The organism is Saccharomonospora halophila 8 (assembly GCF_000383775.1).
In the GTDB taxonomy this organism is placed as follows: domain Bacteria; phylum Actinomycetota; class Actinomycetes; order Mycobacteriales; family Pseudonocardiaceae; genus Saccharomonospora; species Saccharomonospora halophila.
This window is the reverse complement of the sequence record NZ_KB912555.1, coordinates 1-3,036: the sequence shown is the minus strand read 5'-3', so window position 1 is coordinate 3,036 and position 3,036 is coordinate 1. Positions and strand designations below refer to the sequence as shown.

Here is a 3,036-nt window from a genome sequence, read left to right as displayed (position 1 = left end):
GCCCCGACCGGGGACACCGCACCGCCCGGCTCCGGACCGGGCGGCTCCTGACCGGGCGGGCCGCCGGGCCGGTCACCAGGCCGAACGCAGGTCCGCGTGCTGCCGGATCCAGGTGTGCATCACGATGCCCGCCGCCACGCCCGCGTTGATCGAACGGGTGGTACCGAACTGCGCGATCGAGACCACCAGCGACGCGGCGCGCTGGGCCTCCGGCGACAGCCCCGGACCCTCCTGCCCGAACAGCAGGACGCAGTCCCTCGGCAGTTCCGCGGTCTCCACCGGCACCGCGCCGGGCCGGTTGTCCACGGCGACGACGGCGAGGCCGTGTCCGGTGGCGTACTCCAGCAGGCCGGAGACCTCCGGGTGGTGGTGGAGGTGCTGGTAGCGGTCGGTGACCATGGCCCCGCGCCGGTTCCACCGGCGCCTGCCGACGATGTGGACCGCGGCGGCGGCGAACGAGTTCGCCGTGCGCACCACCGTGCCGATGTTGTGGTCGTGCTGGAAGTTCTCGATCGCCACGTGGAACGGGTACCGCCGGGTGTCCATGTCGGCGACGATCGCCTCCCGGCGCCAGTACCGGTAGGTGTCGACCACGTTGCGCCGGTCGCCGTGCTCCAGCAGTTCGGGGTCGTACCGCTCGTCGGCGGGCCAGGGCCCCTCCCAGGGGCCCACACCCACCCCGCTGTCGGTGGTCGACCATTCGGTCGGTCCCGGGGTCTCCGTCACACCCGCCATTGTCCCCACGGACCGGGTCGTTCCCGTGCGCCGGTGCCGATCACCGCAGCCCGAGGTCGTCCAGGTCGAGCAGCGACCGGTAGGGCAGGCCCCGTTCCTCGATCGCCTCGCGCGCGCCGGTGTCCCGGTCCACGACGGTGGCCACCCCGACGACGGTGGCGCCGGCCTCGCGCAGCGCGTCCACGGCGGTGAGCACGCTGCCGCCGGTGGTGGAGGTGTCCTCGACGGTGAGCACCCGCTGCCCCGCCACCTCCATGCCCTCGATCCGGCGCTGGGTGCCGTGCTCCTTCGCCGACTTGCGCACCACGAAGGCGTCCAGCACCACGTCGTCGGCCGCCGCCGAGTGCAGCATGGCGGTCGCCACCGGGTCGGCGCCCAGGGTGAGGCCGCCCACGGCCACGTACCCCCAGTCGGCGGTGAGCTGCCGCAGCAGTCTGCCGAGCAGCGGGGCCGCGGCGTGGTGCAGGGTGGCCCGGCGCAGGTCGACGTAGTAGTCGGCCTCCGCGCCGGAGGAGAGCACGACCCGGCCGCGGGTCACACAGAGTTCGGTGACCAGCCGGGCGAGTTCGGTCTTCGCCGTTCGGTCCAAGGAAGGGTTCGCCACAACGGCGAGTCTGACACGAGGCCCGCGAGCCGGCTGTCCTCAGGTGCGGTCCCGGCCGGCGAACCGGCCGCCGAGGCGCCGGACCACGCCGCGCGGCAGGAGTCGCCCGACCGCGGCCACGATCTTGTAGCGCTTGCTGGGGACCGACACCACCCGGCCCGCCCGCAGGTCCGCCAGTGCCTCGTCGACGACCCTGCGGGCGTCGAGCCACAGCACGCCCGGGCCGGACTTGTCCAGCCCGGCCCGCTGGTGGAACTCCGTGTGGGTGAACCCGGGGCACAACGCCAGCACGCGCACCCCGGAACCCCGGAGCGCGGAGGCCAGGCCGTCCGAGAAGGAGGTGACCCACGCCTTGCTCGCGGTGTAGGTCGAACCGCGCCCGGAGAAGAATCCGGCGACGCTGGAGACGTTGACGATGTCCCCGCCGCCCCGTTCCCGCATCCCCGGTACCGCCGCGCGGGTCAGCCGGAGCACGGCGGTGACGTTGACGTCGAGCTGGCGTTGCAGCGCCTCGACGTCGGCGGTCCAGAACTCGCCGGACAGGCCGAGGCCCGCGTTGTTGACCAGCATGTCGACCGGGGAATCGGTGAGTCGTCGTTCCACCGCGGCCCGGCCCGCCTCGGTGGCCAGGTCGGCGGTGAGGGTCTCGACCCGCACCCCGTGCCGGGTCCGGAGTTCGTCGGTGCGCTCGGCGAGTCGGTCCGCGTTCCGCGCGACGAGGACGAGGTCCGTGCCCTCGGCGGCCAGTGTGTCCGCGAAGACGGCCCCGATGCCCGCGGTGGCTCCCGTGATCAGTGCTACCGGCATGAGGGTCAAACTACCGCCCGGGCGATCACTACGCTGATGACAGGCAGTATCTTGCTCAAACCATTGGGGGTACCCGCGAGCCTCACCCGACCGAGGGAATGGACTCCAGATGGGAAACGGTGCCATCGACTACCTGTCGTTCGTCCGCGGCTACATCGCGGCGACCGACGACGATGCCGCGGGGGCCGACACTGTCAGGGAACCGGACACCCCGCACAACCCGCACGGTCCGGACACGGCGGATCGTCCGGACACGGACGGACCCGGGGGTGGGATCGAGCCCGACTCGTACGCGGAGGGGTTCGCGGCGGCGACCGAGCCCGTGGAACACACGCTGACCTACCGCGAACTCTCCCTCCGGGACGACGGCCGGTTCGCCGGGACCCTGGATCTCGTCGACCCCCCACCGGTCCCGGTCGGCGGGGACGCGGATCCGCCCGATGCCGACGCTCCGGAGCCCGCGCAGGTCCCGGAGCAGGACGGGGCCGGGCAGGCGGCACCGGAGAGGACGACGGAACCCACCCAGGGCACGGCAACCCCCGGGCCCGAGGACGCGCCGGAGCCGCGGAAACGGACCGAGCCGGAGGAAGGACCGGAACCCGAGGAAGGGACCGAGCCGGAGGAAGGGACCGAGCCGGAGGAAGGGACCGGGCCCGAGGAAAGGACCGAGCCGGAGGAGGCGGCGGAACCCGCAGCGGCCCCCGACCCGGTCCCGTCGGCGGGATTCCGGCAGACCGACTTCAAACAGGCGTCCCTGCGGGCACTGCTCAAGCACTACGACACGGAGTCGCTGCGGGCCGAGAGCCACCGGCTCCGGCAGGGACACGCCCCCACCGGACTCGGCCGCACCCCCGACGCAACCCCCGCCGCAGCGCCGGGCGCGGCCCCCG

4 protein-coding genes are annotated in these 3,036 nt (G+C 73.5%); 1 reads left to right on the top strand and 3 read right to left on the bottom strand.

Annotated features, from left to right (window positions below; translation table 11 throughout):
* Positions 1–72: 72 nt before the first annotated feature.
* Genes SACHA_RS0111885 through SACHA_RS0111875 form a run of 3 tightly spaced genes read right to left on the bottom strand, consistent with a single transcriptional unit; the run spans position 73 to position 2,146 of the window.
* Positions 73–735 carry a TrmH family RNA methyltransferase gene (locus SACHA_RS0111885; RefSeq protein WP_019809963.1) on the bottom strand — a complete coding sequence of 221 codons (663 nt, stop codon included), beginning with the start codon at positions 733–735 and terminating at the stop codon, positions 73–75.
* A gap of 40 nt (positions 736–775) precedes the next feature.
* Entirely contained in the window at positions 776–1,339 is a 564-nt protein-coding gene (pyrE, locus tag SACHA_RS0111880) for an orotate phosphoribosyltransferase (protein ID WP_028663111.1), read from the bottom strand.
* Between the two features lie 39 nt (positions 1,340–1,378).
* Positions 1,379–2,146 (bottom strand): SDR family NAD(P)-dependent oxidoreductase, encoded by a 768-nt coding sequence (locus SACHA_RS0111875; RefSeq protein ID WP_019809959.1) that lies wholly within the window; start codon positions 2,144–2,146, stop codon positions 1,379–1,381.
* 109 nt (positions 2,147–2,255) lie between these two features.
* On the opposite strand from SACHA_RS0111875, the gene SACHA_RS25380 reads away from it, so the two are divergent.
* The coding region (locus tag SACHA_RS25380) for a hypothetical protein (protein WP_051110198.1) at positions 2,256–3,036 on the top strand (781 nt) is incomplete at its 3' end.

Coding starts and splice junctions, on each gene's coding strand:
- SACHA_RS0111885 (WP_019809963.1), bottom strand. CDS start 735: ATGGCGGGTGTGACGGAGACCCCGGGACCGACCGAATGGTCGACCACC.
- SACHA_RS0111875 (WP_019809959.1), bottom strand. CDS start 2,146: ATGCCGGTAGCACTGATCACGGGAGCCACCGCGGGCATCGGGGCCGTC.